Below are 212 nucleotides of genomic sequence, written 5' to 3'. Positions count from 1 at the left end.
CATTAGTTTGCTACCAAAAAAGCCAGATACGTCTGTTAATAGCTCTTCAAGCTCATTATTAATCACTAATAACGCTTGCTTTGATAACGCCAGTCCATCTCGTTCATTAGCTTCTATTTGTACCTTTAACTGACAGTCGTGAACCGGATTTTTTGGCGGAGCTACACTCACAGCTTTATGGTGATCGCGCGGTTTTTGGCACGGTAATAGCC

At 42.0% G+C, this 212-nt stretch carries 1 protein-coding gene; it reads right to left on the bottom strand.

Features of this window, described 5'->3' with window-relative positions; translation table 11 throughout:
- The coding region (locus tag CWB76_RS19615) for a DUF2987 domain-containing protein (RefSeq protein ID WP_138609769.1) at positions 1-212 on the bottom strand (212 nt) is incomplete at both ends.

It is taken from the genome of Pseudoalteromonas sp. S1609, from assembly GCF_005887255.1.
Lineage (GTDB): Bacteria > Pseudomonadota > Gammaproteobacteria > Enterobacterales > Alteromonadaceae > Pseudoalteromonas.
Note: the sequence above shows the minus strand (reverse complement) of the source record. Positions and strands in the feature narration are given on the sequence as shown.